Origin of the sequence: Rhodoferax sp. U11-2br (assembly GCF_018619435.1) — a bacterium.
GTDB lineage: Bacteria > Pseudomonadota > Gammaproteobacteria > Burkholderiales > Burkholderiaceae_C > Rhodoferax.
Genome location: NZ_JAHFZF010000023.1, coordinates 1 through 15,279 on the forward strand (window position 1 = coordinate 1; position 15,279 = coordinate 15,279).

Annotated in this window: 17 protein-coding genes; 15 read left to right on the top strand and 2 right to left on the bottom strand. The window is 54.6% G+C overall.

The window, feature by feature from the left end; genetic code table 11:
• The 12 genes from KKO72_RS14425 to KKO72_RS14480 all read left to right on the top strand — a co-directional run.
• On the top strand, positions 1 to 1,762 hold a 1,762-nt coding region (locus KKO72_RS14425; protein ID WP_214939768.1), incomplete at its 5' end, for a glutamine--tRNA ligase/YqeY domain fusion protein.
• Positions 1,763 to 2,338: 576 nt separating this feature from the next.
• Positions 2,339 to 3,652, top strand: coding sequence for an ATP-binding protein (locus KKO72_RS14430; protein ID WP_214939771.1), 1,314 nt, complete (start codon positions 2,339 to 2,341; stop codon positions 3,650 to 3,652).
• A gap of 8 nt (positions 3,653 to 3,660) precedes the next feature.
• Entirely contained in the window at positions 3,661 to 4,509 is an 849-nt protein-coding gene (locus KKO72_RS14435; RefSeq protein ID WP_214939774.1) for a DUF4435 domain-containing protein, read from the top strand.
• Positions 4,510 to 4,707: 198 nt separating this feature from the next.
• Entirely contained in the window at positions 4,708 to 5,487 is a 780-nt protein-coding gene (locus tag KKO72_RS14440; RefSeq protein WP_214939777.1) for a nuclease-related domain-containing protein, read from the top strand.
• A gap of 346 nt (positions 5,488 to 5,833) precedes the next feature.
• Positions 5,834 to 6,436, top strand: coding sequence for a hypothetical protein (locus KKO72_RS14445; protein WP_214939780.1), 603 nt, complete (start codon positions 5,834 to 5,836; stop codon positions 6,434 to 6,436).
• Positions 6,437 to 6,611: 175 nt separating this feature from the next.
• Positions 6,612 to 7,181 carry a hypothetical protein gene (locus KKO72_RS14450; RefSeq protein WP_214939783.1) on the top strand — a complete coding sequence of 190 codons (570 nt, stop codon included), beginning with the start codon at positions 6,612 to 6,614 and terminating at the stop codon, positions 7,179 to 7,181.
• A 400-nt stretch (positions 7,182 to 7,581) separates the two neighbouring features.
• Positions 7,582 to 7,815, top strand: coding sequence for an addiction module protein (locus KKO72_RS14455; RefSeq protein WP_214939786.1), 234 nt, complete (start codon positions 7,582 to 7,584; stop codon positions 7,813 to 7,815).
• Positions 7,816 to 8,005: 190 nt separating this feature from the next.
• Positions 8,006 to 8,545 (top strand): DUF924 family protein, encoded by a 540-nt coding sequence (locus tag KKO72_RS14460; RefSeq protein ID WP_214939789.1) that lies wholly within the window; start codon positions 8,006 to 8,008, stop codon positions 8,543 to 8,545.
• A 180-nt stretch (positions 8,546 to 8,725) separates the two neighbouring features.
• Positions 8,726 to 9,781, top strand: a complete 1,056-nt coding sequence (locus KKO72_RS14465) for an alkene reductase (protein ID WP_214939792.1) — start codon at positions 8,726 to 8,728, stop codon at positions 9,779 to 9,781.
• Positions 9,782 to 9,842: 61 nt separating this feature from the next.
• Positions 9,843 to 10,169 (top strand): hypothetical protein, encoded by a 327-nt coding sequence (locus tag KKO72_RS14470; RefSeq protein ID WP_214939795.1) that lies wholly within the window; start codon positions 9,843 to 9,845, stop codon positions 10,167 to 10,169.
• Positions 10,170 to 10,215: 46 nt separating this feature from the next.
• Positions 10,216 to 10,857, top strand: a complete 642-nt coding sequence (gene udk / locus KKO72_RS14475; RefSeq protein ID WP_214939798.1) for a uridine kinase — start codon at positions 10,216 to 10,218, stop codon at positions 10,855 to 10,857.
• Positions 10,858 to 10,913: 56 nt separating this feature from the next.
• Positions 10,914 to 11,381: a TerB family tellurite resistance protein gene (locus KKO72_RS14480; RefSeq protein ID WP_214939801.1), complete on the top strand. Its 468-nt coding sequence runs from the start codon at positions 10,914 to 10,916 to the stop codon at positions 11,379 to 11,381.
• A 103-nt stretch (positions 11,382 to 11,484) separates the two neighbouring features.
• Here the strand turns inward: KKO72_RS14480 and KKO72_RS14485 are convergent, their stop codons facing one another.
• Positions 11,485 to 12,264 (bottom strand): helix-turn-helix domain-containing protein, encoded by a 780-nt coding sequence (locus KKO72_RS14485; RefSeq protein ID WP_214939804.1) that lies wholly within the window; start codon positions 12,262 to 12,264, stop codon positions 11,485 to 11,487.
• A gap of 101 nt (positions 12,265 to 12,365) precedes the next feature.
• Between KKO72_RS14485 and KKO72_RS14490 the strand changes: the two genes are divergently transcribed.
• A complete protein-coding gene (locus tag KKO72_RS14490) occupies positions 12,366 to 13,031 on the top strand; it encodes an MSMEG_1061 family FMN-dependent PPOX-type flavoprotein (protein ID WP_214939806.1) in 666 nt (221 codons plus the stop codon).
• Positions 13,032 to 13,061: 30 nt separating this feature from the next.
• On the opposite strand, the gene KKO72_RS14495 is transcribed toward KKO72_RS14490, so the two are convergent.
• Entirely contained in the window at positions 13,062 to 13,826 is a 765-nt protein-coding gene (locus tag KKO72_RS14495; RefSeq protein WP_214939809.1) for an SDR family NAD(P)-dependent oxidoreductase, read from the bottom strand.
• A gap of 106 nt (positions 13,827 to 13,932) precedes the next feature.
• Between KKO72_RS14495 and KKO72_RS14500 the strand changes: the two genes are divergently transcribed.
• Positions 13,933 to 14,853, top strand: coding sequence for a LysR family transcriptional regulator (locus KKO72_RS14500; protein WP_214939812.1), 921 nt, complete (start codon positions 13,933 to 13,935; stop codon positions 14,851 to 14,853).
• Positions 14,854 to 14,907: 54 nt separating this feature from the next.
• Positions 14,908 to 15,276 carry a YciI family protein gene (locus tag KKO72_RS14505; protein WP_251140672.1) on the top strand — a complete coding sequence of 123 codons (369 nt, stop codon included), beginning with the start codon at positions 14,908 to 14,910 and terminating at the stop codon, positions 15,274 to 15,276.
• Positions 15,277 to 15,279: the final 3 nt, after the last annotated feature.

Consider the following 15,279-nt stretch of genomic DNA (forward strand, 5'->3'; position numbering starts at 1 on the left):
ATCCAGCAACTTCCTGCGCCAGATCATCGAATCTGACCTGGAAAAAGGCACCTACGCATCGCGCCGCTGGGCCGGTAGCCCCGGCGACGCCGCCCACCAAGCCGCAGGCCAGCCCGACCCGGCCAAAATCCGCACCCGCTTCCCGCCCGAACCCAATGGCTACCTGCATGTGGGCCACGCCAAAAGCATCTGCATCAACTTTGGCCTGGCGCGCGACTACAACGGCGTGTGCCACCTGCGTTTTGATGACACCAACCCCGAAAAAGAAGACATTGAATACGTCAACAGCATTGTTGACGCCATCAAATGGCTCGGCTTTGACTGGAACGGCGCACCAGATGCCGCGCCCTACCAGGCCAGCGACTACTTCGACTTCATGTACCGCGCAGCGGAATATTTGATTGAAGCGGGCCTGGCCTATGTGGACGAACAAACGCCCGACCAAATGCGCGCCAACCGTGGCGACTTTGGCAAACCTGGTGTGGACAGCCCGTTCCGCAACCGCACAACGGCCGAAAATTTGGCACGTTTTCGCGAAATGCGCGACGGAAAATATGAAGACGGCGCTATGGTCTTGCGAGCAAAAATCGACATGGCCAGCCCCAACATCAACATGCGCGACCCGGCCATCTACCGCATCAAACACGCCGAACACCACAACACAGGCAACAAATGGTGCATCTACCCGATGTACACCTTTGCCCACCCGATTGAAGACGCGCTGGAGCAGATCACCCACAGCATCTGCACGCTGGAGTTTGAAGACCAACGCCCGTTTTACGACTGGCTGATGGACCGCTTGTGCGAAGGTGGCCTGCTGGCCGCGCCCGCACCGCACCAGTACGAATTTGCCCGCCTGAACCTCACCTACGTGATCACCAGCAAACGCAAGCTGGCCGCGCTGGTGAACGAGAAAAAGGTCAATGGCTGGGACGACCCACGCATGCCCACCATTGTCGGTCTGCGCCGCCGGGGCTACACGCCTGCGGCGATCCAAGCCTTTGCCGAACGTATTGGCGTGACCAAAAGCGACAGCTGGATCGACTACAGCACGCTGGAAGGCTGCCTGCGCGAAGACCTGGAGCTCAAAGCCCACCGTGGTTTTGCGGTGCTGAACCCGGTGAAACTGGTGCTGACCAACTGGGACGAGGTCATGGGCGCTGGCCACCTGGAGCCCTGCACCCAGCCCGCCCTGCCCCACCCGCCCGAAGGTGTGGAAAGCCCCACACGCCACTTCACGATTGGCAAAGAGGTGTGGATCGAGCGCGAAGACTTCTGTGAAGTGCCACCCAAGGGCTACAAACGCCTGTTCCCCGGCAACAAGGTGCGACTGAAAGGCGGCTACGTCATCGAATGCACCGGCTGCACCAAAGACGCCAGCGGCAACATCACAGAAGTGCTGGCCACCGTGGTGCCCGACACCAAAAGCGGCACCCCCGGCAGCGACAGCGTCAAGGTCAAAGCCGCCATCACCTGGGTGGGCGTGGCTGACGGCGTCAACGCCGAAGTGCGTATGTACGACCGCCTGTTCCTGGACGCCCAACCCGACGCGGGCGGCAAAGACTACCTGGAAAGCCTGAACCCCAACAGCCTGAAAGTCATCACCGCGATCGTTGAGCCCTCACTGGCCAACGCCGCAGCGGGCCAGAACTTCCAGTTTGAGCGGCATGGGTACTTTGTGGCGGATCGGGTGGACCATGTGCAGGGCAGCAAGCCGGTGTTTAACTTGGCGGTGGGGTTGAGGGACTCTTGGGGCAAATAACCCACTGGTTGGCCGTCTAGAGCCAACCCAAGACCGCCACATCCATCCAAACCCATATGGATGGGACCATGACTGGAGCAATTCACAGCATGGGTGGCGGCAATACCGTCTTTCGGGATCTGGGGTTCCCTGAAGACAAAGTCCATGGCCTGTTACTACGGGGTAATCTGACCATCCAGGTCCGCAAAGTCATCGACTAATTCGACTTCCCCCAGGTCATAGCACAAAAGCACGAAGCCACGTATAAACGACCGAGTCGACTTAACACCTACGCATTCACACTGGATGCATTGGCTGGTGCTAGCTCAAGACCCGCTGTGTGGAGAATACATCGCTGAAACAGATTGCTTGATGCAACGCAACAATCTGCGAGCCATTTCTGGAATAGTAGCGATTTCCCAAATCAACTTCTCGCCAGACATCAAAATCAGCTCAAATGGCGTCATCACTTTGCTTGATTCGCATCAAACTCTCTTCGGACACGTTACCGCAATAAATATTACAAATCAATAAACGATTGGCTGATACAACCAATCGAATCTGATCTAATAGATAAATCAATCATTAGGAATCAAAATGAAAATACAAAGAGTATGGGCAAAAAAATTACATGGCAATTTGACATTTGATATATCTTTGACCGCTGGCATCAATCTTCTTGTTGGTGTAAATGGCTCTGGAAAAACAAGTGTCCTGAACATTATTCAATGGATTACCACACTAGATATTCCAAACCTCGCAATAACAGAATTTGATGAGATCGGACTAGAAATAATTGGTAAAGACAAGAAGAAGAAAAACGTCTCAGCAGTTCAGCAGGGAACAAATTTATACATTAAATGCATCGATTCCCAAACAGATTATCACCCAATACACGTCCGTCTCCGATCACTACCAAGAGATTTACGAAATCTCCCAACTCGCAAAGATGAGCTAGCCAATCATTACTCCAGCTTAACACCAGAAGAAAAAGAAGCGGAACTCTGGTCTCTACTTCAATCAATTTCAAAACCTCTTACAATTTCCTTAGATAGAAAAATTACGGTCAATAAAGATGACTATATTTTTGTTGAAGATGAAAATGGTCGAGTTCTAAGAAAAAGAACATCTAGAAATGCAACAGATCCAATATATCAAGTCGAAAGTATTGCGAGACAGCAATACTCTCAATACCAATCACAATTAATTAAATTAAATGAAACACTAAAAGCAAAAGTCATCAGCTCCACATTTGCAATAAGAAGTGGTGGGAATAAAGTAACCCCAATAACGCTTGCAAAAATCGACGAAGTTGAGACAAAACTTTTAACTCGAATGTCAGCTTGGACAACAGAATCCAATGAACAAGAATCGGTCAGAAGTTACTTTAAGAGAATTAGAACAATAATCAACAATATTCGATCAACAAACAGCAAACAGATTGGCTCAATGTTGAGCAATTTTCTATCAGATGACATGCTTAGAGTTAGTGCGCTATCCGATGCTTTTGATGAATTTGAATCAAAAGCAGCAATAGCATATGAACCCATTCAAATCTATTTAAGAATATTAAATAGCTTTTTTGAAGACAGCAAGAGAAAATTGCTATTTAACGACCAAGACAATCAACTTTATTTTCAGGTAAATGAAGACACAAAAGATACACGTCACATAAATGTAATGTCATCTGGCGAGCGACAGATATTGATTCTATTGACTTACATTGCATTCTCTCCACAGATGACTAGCATTTTCATTATTGATGAGCCGGAACTATCTTTGCATCCAAAGTGGCAACATCAGCTATTACCAAGCATAGATGAACTAATGAAAAATAGAACTCAAATGATCATTGCGACACATTCACCAGAGATCGTCGGGAAGTACGTATCAAAATGCATTGAGCTATAGGTAGTCATATGATTCCCACCTACTCCGAAGATGCAAAGGCTGCACTACCGACCTTACTGAACTCCGCCTACAAGGGCTTTCTTTTCTTTGAAGATAGTGGAACAGAAATTTTTTACGAAGAAATTGTAAAAAAAATTATCCCAAATCCAAATGATGTGCGAATAATTTGTCTTAATGGTAAGGAATCCTTAATTAACCATTGCCGCAACCAAACCCATCAGCCAACCAAAAAGAAATCACTCTATATTCTCGACAAAGATTTCGACGATTTACTCAACAAATGCACAAATGATAATTCAATCATCTATCTAGAAAAATATTCAATAGAAAACTACCTTTTGGAAAGGTCGGCATTTTTACTGGTCATTCAAGAAGAAAAGCCAAGATTTGCAAATTTGAATATCATCGATGAAAATTTGAGCTGGGAAGATTTTATTAACATCAACTACCCACTATTTTTTGAGTTAAGCAGTTTATTCTTAATTTCTCAAGAATTCTCTTTGGGAATTCCTTGCTGCAGCGAGCCCATACAAAAATTCACCCAAAAAAGCAAACCATGGCTGCTATGCAAGAATCAAATTGGCAAATATCGTGAAAATATCGAAGAACTTCTGATACTTAACTCAATTGTAACCACACCACTCGAAGCAGAGGAAATTTTTAAAAGCAGACTTCAAAAAGTTAACGACATATCAAATGTACCTGGCAAGCAAATTATCGATTTGTCTAAGATTTATATTGGATCAAAATTCAAACTTCGAGGATTATCACGTGATTCTTTATGCTACAGATTAGCCAGAAATTGCTCATTTGAATCAATGAGCAATTTGAGAGAACGAGTACAGTCAATGCTATAGTCAATACAATATCTTCTTATCGGGTTTAACTTAGAGCAATCAACACCAAGACGCACCCAATAACATCAATTAGAAATTGACACATATTTCAGAACCCCGATCTCACATGCTTTTGAACATAGTGACTGGGCTCGACTATTTGCTAGTCGCTTTCAATTCTAGTTATCCACTCAGACCCGAAAAATCAATTCGATCTGCATGAAGCCCATCCCCAAACGTTCACCACTTGATCGATCACCACCAATGCGTGTCGCTGGTCAATCCTTGGACGAGGCCATTGACGACCTTCTCACTGAGCATGCTATTGCTCCATACATGCTTGCAGTATTCATGATTATTTTGGCCAGCCTGGAGTGGTGGCGCTATTTATATGAGATCAAACCGACACCAGTTCCGTACTCCATCGCTGCGGTAATCACGGTTCTCTATGCGGTATTCAAAATACTCGCAACACGAAAACGAGCGAAAAATTTGAAACTCGGGCGCGACGGTGAACGTGCCGTTGCGGAACACCTGGAGTGGCTACGTGCGTTGGATTTTGTTGTCATTCATGACGTTCCGAATGGCGATGCCAATGTGGATCACATCCTGATTGGTCCGCAGGGTATTTACACCATCGAAACCAAAACACTGTCAAAACCACAACGTGGTGCATGCAAGATCGTCGTTGAAAACGGTGTCATCCTTGCCAACGGCAAAGCACTGGATCGCGACCCTCTGATTCAAGCAAAGGCTCAGGCTGGCTGGCTTAAATCGTTCTTGGCAGAAAGTCAGTTCCACGTTGCAGTGCACCCAGTCGTTGTATTTCCTGGTTGGTTCGTAGAACCCTTTGACATGAAGCAACTTGGCGCATGGGTGCTGGAGATCAAAGCGCTCAAATCATTCATAGCAAATCAACCGCAGAGACATACCCTTGAAGAAGTAAAGGCAATGGCCTCCGCCGTTCGTAGTCACGTCCGGAGTTTGGCAAAAAAGTAAGCCAGACCACACGTGTTTTGAGGACAAAAGCGGGCCAGGCTCGATATCCCAATAGCCCCCTGTGATGGAATGATCACAATTGTCTTTTTGCTGCACTTCTTATAGTTACCAGCCCTTGTTTAATAAGGGCCTGAGGCTCATTTGGCTTACAGATGTCTTGTTGTGTCAGGCTCAGAGCTTTGCCAACAACACTTGCCAGCAAGCATCACAGATGAAAACATGATGCAGCTGAACGTCCGTTGAAGCCTTCCTCCACGGCCACATCCTTGCGCCGCACAAACCACATTTTTTATAGCTACCCAGGAAAAAAGAGGCCAAGCTCGATTTCCCCTAGAAAATAGCAGCAATGACGCGCAAAACCGTTGATCTTCAGCATGGCGAACTGCCGCATAAGCCGAAGCCACCAATCATCTCGTTTTGGGAGATCCTTCTATGTGCGAGTTATTTTTTGGCCGTGTGGCTGATACCGACCAGCTGGCTCGATTCCGGTATTGGCTCAGTGGCCTTTGCCCTGGCGAGCAAGGTCAACCCGTACTTATCTGAGTATTCCATCGCATTTGCAGCCGAGCCTCAGTATTTCATTCATTGTCATGTGTTGGCGACTTGGTTGTTACCAAGTTTTTCCCCCTATCTGGAAATTAGAAGAAATGGGGGGCGATCCGTCCACGCTGAGCACTTTCATCGCCAGTTCGAACGCTTCGGCGGCTGGTTCTATTACTTGGCATTCAATTGCATTTTCTTGATCCCTTTGTACTTCGGTATGTACTGGATGGTGGACTATCCGTTAGACGGACCTGGAGAGAAAGGAGTCTGGATTGGGATGGTTTCTTTGTACGCGATGCTGCAGGGCGGGATGCTTGGAGCGACTATTTACCTTTGTTACATGATTTTTTATTCTGCCTTTTTTGCAAGAAGGCAAAGCGATGAGTTGCGACGCAACAAATGGTGACGCTGGAATGGTCGATGATCTGTTCAGCTTAGTCATGGATGGGCTTCGAAACCATTTGGCGAAATTGCAGGCCAGCGGGCAAACTCCCTTGGTGTGAAAGGGGCCAGGCTCAATTTTCCATACAACTAATATGGGGCAGCATGCCATGCATATGAGTTTTGGTAAAGGAGTAAGAATGAAACCACGAGATGCACAGATATCATCAACAAATCCTCTGGCGATATCAATCCCGGAGGTGGCGTTGATCCTTGGGTATTTTTTTGCGGTATGGCTGATACCTACCAGTTGGTTGAATACTGCTATGGGTGCGATCGCATTTGCCATCGCAAGCAAGATCAACCCGTATTTGTCCGATTTTTCAATCGCCTTCGCGGCTGATCCTCAGTACTTTGTTCACTGCCACGTGTTGGCGACATGGTTGTTTCCCACGCTACTACCTTACCTAGTCATTACCAGGAATGGAGGACGAGCCCGTTATGCAAATACTTGGCGTGAACTGCATGAAAAGTGGGGCGGCTGGGTGCCACATTCACTGTTTTCTGCGCTGATCTTTGGGCTCATGTATTTCTCGATGGTATGGCTTGTTGATTACCCGCTAAGGCGTGGTGAGCGGGCTATTTGGATAGGCGGCGTTGCTCCGTCAGCATTAGTTATTCAGTGCACTTTAGGGATAGGCATAACGGTGATTTACATGAGCATTTACTCGGCGCTTTCAAATAGAAGAGGTAACAATGAGCTGCAGTAAAGACGCAAACAACAATTCTTCTGGATTTCTAGGTGACGTTTCGAGCTCTGCACTCGACGGTCTTGATGCCTTTGTGCAGGATTTGGATAAAAGGGTCCAGGCTCGATTTCCTTTTGGTGGGTGCTGACTGCCATCGACTCCTGCCTTGTGGTGGTGTGATGGCACTTGCCTTTTTGCTGCGTTTTTTATAGTTATTAACCCTTTTTATATACGGGCTAGAGGCCAAATATTCGCTAATCTTTCCTGTCGGGATAGGCTTGAAACCATGCCAACAACACTCAAGAGCCAACTTGCACCGCATGCTTAGCGCACAAAAGAATGACGCAGCTAGACTTCCGTTGAAGCCTTCCTTCAACGCCCTGTCCTTGCGCCGCACAGTCGTCACTTTTTGGAGCCACCCATGACCCACGCCGCAGACACACTCAGCGCCCAAGTCGTCCAGCTGCCGCCCGAAGAACGCATGCAGGTGGTGGAGCGCATTCTGGACAGTCTGGACGAACCCGATGCTGCGCTGGACGCACTCTGGGCCAAGGAGGCGGATGACCGGCTGGCGGCCTATCGCCGTGGTGAGGTGAAGGCGGTGGCCTTGTCCGAGGTGATTGCCAAGTATCAGGTCAACACCAAACCCGCATGAACGTTCGCCTGCTTGAGCCAGCGCAGGCTGAGCTTGATTAGGCGATGCGGAACAGGCTCCTGGGCTAGGTGATGTTTTTTTGATCAAAGCGCAAAACCATACGTGATGCGCGTTGCGGGCACCTGTGGCCTCACTCTAAATACGCCAATGGGCGTTTACGGAAACCCCAGCCCTGGTTATCCTCGCGCCCATGCAAGCCACCAACATCCTCAGTTTCTGGTTCAACGAGTTGAGTCCACAGCAGCACTTTGCCAAAGACGCTGCGCTGGATGCTGCCATTCGCAAGCGTTTTGGTGCCACGCTGGAAGCCGCTGCGCGGGGTGAGCTGGCCCCCTGGCGCGCCACGGCGGCGGGTCGGCTGGCAGAGATCATCGTGCTGGACCAGTTCTCGCGCAATGTGTACCGCGACACACAGCTCTCCTTTGCGCAGGACGCGCTGGCGCTGACCCTGGCGCAAGAGCTGGTGGCCCTGAAACAAGACCGCAACCTGCCGCTGGCGCAGCGCAGGTTTGCCTATATGCCTTACATGCACAGCGAGTCCGCGCTGGTGCACACCCAGGCCGTGGCGCTGTTTTCGCAGCCGGGTCTGGAAGACAACCTGCGCTACGAGTTGCTGCACCAGGCCATCATTGACCGTTTTGGCCGTTACCCGCACCGCAATGCCATTCTGGGCCGCACCTCCAGCGCCGAGGAGCTGGCTTTTCTGAGTGAGCCAGGTTCGTCGTTTTAAGTTAGCGCCGCCAAAACGCTGCGGCTTTTGTAGCTGCTTGCCCTTATATCAAAAGGGCTAGAGGCCAATTTGGCATACAAAGCCTGGCCATTGGCTAGCGCAAACCGCATTCGCCCGCTGCGGCCCCGTGATTGGGCTGCGGTGCTAAGGTCCACCCTTTTGACTCACCGGACATTCACCATGCTGTTTACGCCCTTGCAAGTTGGCCGCCTCACGCTGCCCAACCGCATATTGCTTGCCCCCCTCACCCGCACCCGCGCTGGCTCTGAGCACCAGCCCAACGAGCTGATGGCCGAGTACTACGCCCAGCGTGCCAGCGGCGGCCTGCTGATCACCGAGTGCACCATGGTGTTGCCCAACACCTCGGCCTTTGTGGCCGAGCCTGGCATTTACTCTGCCGAGCAGATCGAGGGCTGGAAGAAAACCACCGCCGCCGTCCACGCCAAGGGTGGGCGCATCTTTTTGCAGATCTGGCACAGCGGGCGCGCTGCGCATGCCGACATCAACGGCGGCCAGGCCAGTGTGTCGTCCACCGCCGTGCCGATTGAGGGCGACATCCACACGCCCAAAGGCAAGGTGCCCTACGCGCCCGCCCGTGTGCTGACCGAGGCCGAGATGCCGGCCATCGTCGCGGGCTTCGCCCAGGGTGCCAAAAACGCCATTGAGGCGGGTTTTGACGGTGTGGAGGTGCACGGCGCCAATGGTTACCTGATCGACCAGTTCCTGCGTGATGGCGCCAACCAGCGCACTGACGGTTACGGCGGCTCGATGGAGAAGCGCGCACGTTTCCTGTTTGAGGTGTTGACCGCAGTGACCGACGCCATTGGTGCGGACCGCGTGGGCCTGCGCCTGTCGCCACTGAACAGCTTCAACAGCATGATCGACAGCGACCCGATCGGGCTGACCAGCTACCTGGCCGACAAGCTCAATGCCTACCAACTGGCCTATTTGCACCTGATGCGCGCCGACTTCTTTGGTGTGCAGCAGGGTGATGTGATGACGGTGGCACGCGACAAGTACAAAGGTGTGCTGATTGGCAACATGGGCTACACCGCCGACGAGGCCACCCAAGCCATTGCAGACGGCAAGCTCGACGCCGTGGCCTTTGGCACCAGCTTCCTGGCCAACCCGGACCTGCCCGCGCGTTTCCAGGCCGGTGCCGCTTTGAACGCGCCCGACGCCAGCACCTTCTACACGCCCGGCGCCAAGGGGTATACCGACTACCCCACGCTCTAAGCCCCCTGCGGTGGGGCGGCCCGCGTGCCACTATCATGGCGGCAACCACACCGCCCACGCCATGCCCCGCCGCAAGCACCACCACGTTTATGTGGTTGAACTCTCTCCAGACGTGCTGCTGGAGCCCCGTTTTCGCAAAAACAACCCGAACTACATCGACGGCAAGCCCTGTGTGTATGTGGGCATGACCGGGCTGGACCCCGATGTGCGTTTTGACAAACACAAGGCGGGCATCCAGGCCAACCGCTTTGTGCAACGCTACGGCCTGCGCCTGCTGCCCGATTTGTTTGAGGGCTTCAACCCGATGCGTTACGAAGACGCGGTAGACCGCGAGATCGAGATCGGCATTGACCTGCGATCAGCCGGGTTCGGTGTCTGGCAGGCCTGAGGCGGCTTGTAAACTCGCAGGCTTTGCACCTGGACCCGGAGAACGTATGCCCAAAACAAACCACAAACCCTTCGTGATCGGTGTTGCAGGGGGCAGCGGCAGTGGCAAGTCAACGGTCACACGCCAGGTGCTGGCGTCGGTCGGGCCGGACATGGCCACCGTTTTGTACCAGGACGACTACTACCTGGACCAGACCGAGATGTCGCCCGAGGAGCGGCGCAAAACCAACTACGACCACCCCGATGCGTTTGACTGGCCGCTGATGATGCAGCACCTGCAGGCGCTGCGCCGTGGCGAGGCCATCGAGATGCCCACCTACGACTTCACCGCGCACAACCGCGCCAGCAAAACCATCACCCTGCAACCCGCGCCGGTGATTGTGGTGGAAGGCCTGTTTGCGCTGTATGACGCCGAGCTGCGCAAGATGATGTCGCTCAAGATTTTTGTGGACACCGCGCCCGACGTGCGTTTTATCCGCCGCCTGCAGCGCGACATGGCCGAACGCGGCCGCACCGCCGAGAGTGTGATTACCCAGTACATGGCCACCGTGCGCCCAATGCACAAACAGTTCATCGAACCCACCAAACGCCGCGCCGACGTGATCCTGCCCCACGGCGCCAACGACCCGGCGGTGGACATCATCACCACCAAAGTCAAAACCCTGATCCACGATCTGGGGCGGGCTTAAATACCCTGCAGCGCTGGGCTCTTACCAGCCATCGCCAAACGGACATCAACTTCACCATGCTCACCCCTTTCAAAAACCTGCTGACCAGTTTTTTCATGCCCGACGAGGCCGCTGGCCCGAGTCGGGCGCAGCGCCTGCAACTCGCCACGGCGGTCTTGATGGTGGAGGTGATGCGCGCGGATGCCAACATCAGCGCGGCCGAACGCGATCAGACGCTGGCCACCTTGCGCCAGCGTTTTGCGCTGGACGACGCGGCCCTGACGCAGTTGTTGGCACAAGCGGAGCAAACCGCCCAACGCGCCAACGACTACTTTCACTTCACCAGCGCCATGAACGACGACTTCACCCAGGCCGAAAAAATCCAGGTGGTGGAGTACATGTGGCAAGTAGCCTATGCAGACGGCGCGCTGGACGCCAATGAAAACCACCTCATCGGCAAGGTGGCGGGTCTGCTGCACGTGACCCACGGTGACTACATCGTTGCCAAGATGCGCGCCAAAGAGGCCGCACAGGGCCAGGGCTGAGCCGCATTTGCTCTATTTATCAGAGCTATATGCCCTTATCTAATAAGGGCTAGGGGCCATATTTATATTGATTCGCCTTGTCTAGCACAAGTGCTGGTGCGGGTCATAACCTTGCCCGATACGCAGCTGGTGTGTCGCCAAAGGTGCGTTTAAACAACCCGATATATGCACTGGCGGTGGCGTAGCCCAGGTCCAGCGCAATCGCGGTGACAGGTGTGCCATCCGCCAGCATTTCGAGTGAGCGCATCAGGCGGGCACGCTGGCGCCAGGTGGTGAAGTTGAAGCCGGTCTCCATCACAAAGCGGCGGCTCAAGGTGCGTGAGCTGACCGAGGCGCTGTGTGCCCAGGCTTCCAGATCGCGGTCATCGGCGGGGTCGGCAATCAGCGCCCGGGCGATTTGCTGCAGGCGCGGATCGTGCGGCAAGGGCAAGCCCAGCGGCTCAACGGGCAGCGTGCGGATTTCGTCCAGGATGATGCTGGCAATGTGGGTCTGGGGCTCGTCAAGCGGGCCCAGGGGCCAGGTACTGGCGCGCAGCACCGCCTCGCGCAACAGGCCCGAGGTGCGCAGGGTGCAAGGGTTCTTGGGCAAGTTGTCACAAGCTTGCTCGGTGATGTAGGCGCTCCAGCCATGGAACGGGCCGTGTGATCTGCCGAAATGCCTGAGGTGTGGCGGTATCCACACGGCGTGGATGGCGGGCACAACCCAGACGCCGTCGTCCAACCCCAAGGTCACCAGGCCACGCAACGACCCAAACAGCTGCCCACGGGCATGCTGATGCGGCTTGTCAGAAGCTAGCTCTTTGTCACTGCTTCCTGCCGCCACAAACAGCACGGGGCCGTCCGCGCTGTTGATGGCCTGCAGGTCTACGTTCAGGTGAGTCATGGCGGAATTCTGCTATAGGTTGGCCGGATTAGTTTACAGCCGCCAAAAATTCACTTCTACCATGCGTCCTTTTCCACCCGCAAGATGCAGGAGCGTGACTAATGAACCATGCTGACCCAACTCAAGACATACAGAACACGGCGGCCGCGCAGCCCGACCTGGATGCGCTTTACGACCCACCGGCCGAGCGGATCCAGAAGGCGGTGCTTGACCATCTGGTGGGTTTTCATGAGGCGTACTTAAAAGCGGCCACGTTTTTCTGCCTGGCAACAGGTAGTGAACAGGGTCTGGACGCGTCACCGCGTGGTGGCCCGCCCGGTTTTGTGCATGTGCTTGACGAACACACGGTGGCCTTTGCCGACTGGCCGGGCAACAACCGGATCGAGTCCTTGCGCAACCTGCAACGTGATGAACGCCTGGGCATGGTGTTTCTGTTTCCGGGGCTGGACATCTTCATGCGCATCAACGGGCGGGGTCGCATCTCGACCGCCCCGGAGTTGCTGGCAGAACTCAAGGAAGGTGATCACCTGCCCAAGACCGCGACGGTGGTGTTGATCGACGAGGTGCTGCTGCATTGCGGCAAAGCCATCAACCGGGCCAAACTCTGGCAGGAAGGCTCACGCCTGGATCGCCAAGCCCTACCCTCGGTTGGCAAGATGTTGGCCGAGTTTGCCAAGATGGACAACGCCCAGGCAGTCATGGATGAGACTCAGATTGAGCAGGTCAACACACACTATGCGCATGCGGTGCGCCATGATTTGTATTGACCCGGCCTGATCTTCCATCGACTTGTTCAATCAAACGAACATGCCGCCCGACACCTCAATGCGCTGCGCGTTGACCCAGCGGTTGTTGGGTGACACCAGCGAGGCCACCATGGCGCCAATGTCATCGGCCTCACCCACCCGGCCCAGCGCGGTTTGGGATGCGACGAAAGCATTGAGCTGCGGTGTGTCGCGCACAGCGCCACCACCAAAGTCGGTGGCAATGGCGCCGGGCGCCACGGTGTTGACGGCAATACCGCGTGGCCCGAGTTCTTTGGCCATGTAACGCGTCAGCACCTCTACCGCGCCTTTCATTGCGGCGTATGCCGCGTAGCCAGGCAAGGCAAAACGGGTCAGCCCGGACGACAGGTTGACGATGCGCCCACCGTCGGCCATCAGCGGCAGCAGTTTTTGCGTCAAGAAGAAAACGCCTTTCAGATGGATGTTGACCATGTCATCAAACTGGGCTTCGGTGGTGTCCATCAGGCTGGCGTGGGCGCCGGTGCCGGCGTTGTTGATCAGCGCATGGAAGGTGCTGCTGCCCCACTGCGCCAGCAGCACCTCACGCACCTGGGTGGCAAAGGCGGCAAAGCTGCTGCTGTTCGACACGTCAAGCGGCAGCGCCACCGCCTTCTGGCCCAGAGCCTCGATCTGTGCAACCACTTCGGCGGCCTCGGCCTGTTTGCTGCGGTAGGTCAGGATGACACCAAAGCCTTGTTTGGCCAGGTGCAGTGCAGTGCTTTTGCCCAGCCCACGGCTGCCGCCGGTGACCAAAACGATGGAGGGAGATGTCGACATGGTGTGTTTCCTTTGCAGTTGGGGTGTGATGGAAACGAAGTCTATTGATCAACCTAATCCAGATAAATAGGGTGATTACGATTTGTTTGTTCTATAAAATTGAACAATGAGCTTTTTAGACCAAATGAACATCTTTGCTCGGGTGGCCGAGTTGTCGAGCTTCACCCAGGCGGCCGACAGCCTGGGTTTGCCCAAGGCCAGTGTGTCCAACGCTGTGCAGCAACTGGAGAACCAGCTGGGTGTGCGGCTGTTACACCGCACCACCCGCAAGGTGGTGCTCACCAATGACGGTCAGTCGTTTTACGAGCGCTGCAAAGACGCCCTGGCGGACATGGACGAGTTGCAGACCATGTTTCAGCTGCAACGTGCCAACCCTTTGAAGGGCCGTGTGCGGCTGGACATGTCAACCGTTGTCGCCCGGCAAGCGGTGTTGCCGCGTTTGCCGGAGTTGGTACAGCAACACCCCCAGCTGCAGTTGGAAATCAGCAGCACCGAGCGGCGGGTGGACCTGGTGCGCGAGGGCTTTGACTGTGTGGTGCGCGCCGGCCCGGTGACAGACCCCGGGCTGATCACCCGGCCCGTGGGTGCCATGCGTATGGCCAACTGTGTAAGCCCGGCCTACATCGCTCGCTGGGGTGTGCCACAGAGCCTGGCGGATCTGGCCCAGCACACCCAGGTGATTTACACCGCCACACTGGGTGCCAAACCCACCGGTTTTGACTACTCCGAGGCGGGTGAGGACCGTAGCCTGCCCATGCCCGGCCCGGTCACCGTGAACAATGCCGAGGCCTACCAGGCCGCCTGCCTGGCGGGCCTGGGGCTGATCCAGGTGCCGTTTGTGGGCGTGCGGGAGCTGATTGAGCAAGGCCAGCTGGTCGAGGTGTTGCCCGACTGGCCCCCCCCCCCCATGCCCTTGTCGCTGGTGTACGCCAACCGCCGCAACCTCTCGACCCGCGTGCGGGTCGTGATGGACTGGTTGCACGGTGTGCTGCTGGATTACCTGGATGAGTCGGGCACCGGGCGCTGAGCCCGGTCAAACCTGTGTAGCATGGTGTCCCCTTTGCACCTTGAGAGGTCCGCCATGTCCAGCTACATGCTTCTGATCATCGAGCCACCGGGCCAGCGTGCCACCCGTACCGAGGCGCAGGGCCGTGAGGCTTACGCCAGCATGCAGGCGTTTGGCGACAGTCTGCGCCAGCAGGGCAAGCTGCAGGCGGGTGCGGCCTTGGCCTCGCAGACCAGCGCGGTGCGGGTGAGCGGGGTCAACACCAACCCCCGCGTGCTGGACGGCCCGTTTTCTGAGGCCAAGGAAATGGTGGGCGGGTTTTTTATGGTCGACTGCGCGAGCCTCGACGAGGCGGTGGCCCTTGCCCGGTTATGCCCGGCGGCCGAGTGGGCCACGGTGGAGGTGCGCGCACTCGCGCCCTGTTACGACGACAGCCGGGCTTGACCT

What these genes read in the sequence shown, in the direction of transcription:
- KKO72_RS14430 (WP_214939771.1), top strand. Translation starts at nt 2,339, where the DNA reads ATGAAAATACAAAGAGTATGGGCAAAAAAATTACATGGCAATTTGACA.
- KKO72_RS14435 (WP_214939774.1), top strand. Translation starts at nt 3,661, where the DNA reads ATGATTCCCACCTACTCCGAAGATGCAAAGGCTGCACTACCGACCTTA.
- KKO72_RS14440 (WP_214939777.1), top strand. Translation starts at nt 4,708, where the DNA reads ATGAAGCCCATCCCCAAACGTTCACCACTTGATCGATCACCACCAATG.
- KKO72_RS14445 (WP_214939780.1), top strand. Translation starts at nt 5,834, where the DNA reads ATGACGCGCAAAACCGTTGATCTTCAGCATGGCGAACTGCCGCATAAG.
- KKO72_RS14450 (WP_214939783.1), top strand. Translation starts at nt 6,612, where the DNA reads ATGAAACCACGAGATGCACAGATATCATCAACAAATCCTCTGGCGATA.
- KKO72_RS14455 (WP_214939786.1), top strand. Translation starts at nt 7,582, where the DNA reads ATGACCCACGCCGCAGACACACTCAGCGCCCAAGTCGTCCAGCTGCCG.
- KKO72_RS14460 (WP_214939789.1), top strand. Translation starts at nt 8,006, where the DNA reads ATGCAAGCCACCAACATCCTCAGTTTCTGGTTCAACGAGTTGAGTCCA.
- KKO72_RS14465 (WP_214939792.1), top strand. Translation starts at nt 8,726, where the DNA reads ATGCTGTTTACGCCCTTGCAAGTTGGCCGCCTCACGCTGCCCAACCGC.
- KKO72_RS14470 (WP_214939795.1), top strand. Translation starts at nt 9,843, where the DNA reads ATGCCCCGCCGCAAGCACCACCACGTTTATGTGGTTGAACTCTCTCCA.
- udk (WP_214939798.1), top strand. Translation starts at nt 10,216, where the DNA reads ATGCCCAAAACAAACCACAAACCCTTCGTGATCGGTGTTGCAGGGGGC.
- KKO72_RS14480 (WP_214939801.1), top strand. Translation starts at nt 10,914, where the DNA reads ATGCTCACCCCTTTCAAAAACCTGCTGACCAGTTTTTTCATGCCCGAC.
- KKO72_RS14485 (WP_214939804.1), bottom strand. Translation starts at nt 12,264, where the DNA reads ATGACTCACCTGAACGTAGACCTGCAGGCCATCAACAGCGCGGACGGC.
- KKO72_RS14490 (WP_214939806.1), top strand. Translation starts at nt 12,366, where the DNA reads ATGAACCATGCTGACCCAACTCAAGACATACAGAACACGGCGGCCGCG.
- KKO72_RS14495 (WP_214939809.1), bottom strand. Translation starts at nt 13,826, where the DNA reads ATGTCGACATCTCCCTCCATCGTTTTGGTCACCGGCGGCAGCCGTGGG.
- KKO72_RS14500 (WP_214939812.1), top strand. Translation starts at nt 13,933, where the DNA reads ATGAGCTTTTTAGACCAAATGAACATCTTTGCTCGGGTGGCCGAGTTG.
- KKO72_RS14505 (WP_251140672.1), top strand. Translation starts at nt 14,908, where the DNA reads ATGTCCAGCTACATGCTTCTGATCATCGAGCCACCGGGCCAGCGTGCC.